Origin of the sequence: Anaerococcus sp. (genome assembly GCF_022770135.1) — a bacterium.
In the GTDB taxonomy this organism is placed as follows: Bacteria; Bacillota; Clostridia; order Tissierellales; family Peptoniphilaceae; genus Anaerococcus.
The window spans coordinates 1-2,378 of the sequence record NZ_JALEIL010000155.1; the positions used below are offsets into that span (position 1 = coordinate 1).

At 42.1% G+C, this 2,378-nt stretch carries 1 protein-coding gene; it reads left to right on the plus strand.

All coding sequences use genetic code 11. The annotated features are described in order from the left end of the window. Nucleotides 1-2,378 (plus strand): acyl-CoA dehydratase activase-related protein (locus tag MRZ08_RS07805; protein WP_297381421.1); only part of this gene is annotated, 2,378 nt, incomplete at both ends.

The window sequence follows — 2,378 nt, forward strand, 5'->3', positions numbered from 1 at the left end:
GAATTTATTCCTTATAGGACTCTTATAGAAAGACTCGATGGAGAAGTTCCAGAAAATCTCGACATGACAAAAAGGCTCGAGCCTTTGTTTGAATCTGAGAAGGAATACGAAGAATTTAAGAGAAGACACGCCACAGGCCAAGTTGCCTACAAGGATATTCACGACTACGAAGGTCCAATATTTGTAGGGATCGATGCAGGTTCTACTACTAGCAAGATGGTTTGGCTAAGCGAGGATAAGAAAATCCTCCTAGAAGATTATAGGATGAATCTAGGTAAGCCACTTGAAGTTGTAATTTCTATGCTCAAGGAAGGCTATATCAAGAAGAACCCTAAGGCCTACATAGCCTCAAGTGGGATTTGTGGTTATGGGGAAGATTTCATCAAGAAGGCCCTCCGTGTAGATAATGGAGAAGTTGAGACCATCGCCCACTACAAGGCAGCCCAATTCTTTAATCCTAAGGTTGACTTTATCCTAGATATCGGTGGCCAAGATATGAAGGCCATGCATATCAAAGACGGAATTATCGATAGTATCCAGCTTAACGAAGCTTGCTCATCAGGCTGTGGGTCCTTCCTTTCAACCTTTGCTGCATCTGTCGGTATGAGTGTAGAAGACTTCCAACAAAGAGCTATCCTATCCAAAGAGCCAGCTGACCTTGGTTCAAGATGTACTGTCTTTATGAACTCCAAGGTTAAACAAGCCCAAAAGGAAGGCTCAGAAGTCGAAGATATAGCGGCAGGACTTTGCTATTCTGTAATCAAAAACGCCATCCAAAAGGTAATCAAGGTAAGAGACCCTAGAAGCCTTGGCGAAAATCTCGTTGTTCAAGGAGGAACCTTCTACGGAGATGCAATCCTAAGAGCCTTCGAGAAAATCACAGGTAGAGAGACCACAAGACCTGAGATTGCAGGACTAATGGGAGCTATGGGCATGGCACTAATCTCCATGGATAAGTCCACTGGCCATTCCACCCTCGCTGATATAGACGAGCTTGAATCCTTCTCCTATGAGCAAAAGAATGCAAGATGTGGTAAGTGCTCCAATAATTGTTCCCTAATCATTAACATCTTCCCAGATGGGTCAAGATATATAACTGGAAATAGGTGCGAGAGGGGGGCAGGAGTTAAGGAAAGCCATAGCTTCGCCGACTATAATATGTATAAGTTTAAGTACGACTTATTATTTAATAGAAAGACCTTGAAGGAGAAAAACACCTTCGGAAAAATCGGCATTCCAAGAGTCCTAAATATCTATGAAGACTATCCTTTCTGGCATACTTTCTTTACTAGCCTTGGCTTTGATATAGTTCTATCTGACAGGTCTTCAAGGGAAATTTACGAGAAGGGAATCTCTTCTATTTCCTCAGAAACAGCCTGCTATCCAGCAAAACTCGTCCACGGTCATATAGAAAACCTCCTCGAAAAGGATGTAGATACAATTTTCTATCCAGCGATTTTCTATGAATACAAGCAATACAAAAACGCCAAAAACCAGATGAACTGTCCGGTAGTAAGCGGCTATCCAGACCTTATTAGAAATAACGTCGATGATTTGAAAAATATTAAATATATGGCTCCTTACCTTTCCTTCGAGTCTGAGAAAATTATAGCTGATAGGCTAGTAGAAGAATTCAAAGACTATAGCTATGAAGGAAAAACTCTAGGCAAGAAAGAAATCAGAAATGCAGCAAGTCTTGCTTGGGAGGAGATGCAAAATTACCACGATCAAATCAAGAAACGTGGCAAGGAAATCCTAGATTTTGTGGCTGAGAAAAATCTAAACGCCCTAGTCCTTGCAGGAAGGCCATATCATATTGATCCAGAAGTAAACCACGGTATAGCAGACCTTATAGAATCCATGAAGATTCCGGTACTTTCAGAAGATGCCATAGCTTACAACTCCCCTGACCTATCCTATGATCTTAGGGTCCTTGACCAATGGTCCTACCACGCAAGACTCTACAGGGCTGCCCAATATGTAGGCCAAACTGACAATCTCGAGCTAATTCAACTTAACTCCTTCGGTTGCGGTCTAGATGCAGTAACAAGCGATCAGGTCGCTGATATCCTAAAGGCCAACGGCAAGATCTATACCCTAATCAAGATAGATGAGGTAAGTAACCTCGGAGCTGTTAAGATTAGAATCAGATCCCTACTTGAAGCCCTAAACCAAAAGAGAATCGAAGGCCACAAGCTTGAAGGAGACTTAGATAAGCTCGACTACGAAAGCCCAGAGTTTACCAAGAAAATGGTAAAAGAAGGCTACACCATCCTTGCCCCACAAATGGCAAGAGAGCACTTCGCTATAATGGAACCAGTCTTCCACGAATACGACCTAAATATTGAATTCCTCGATGATATCAATAGCGAGGTAAT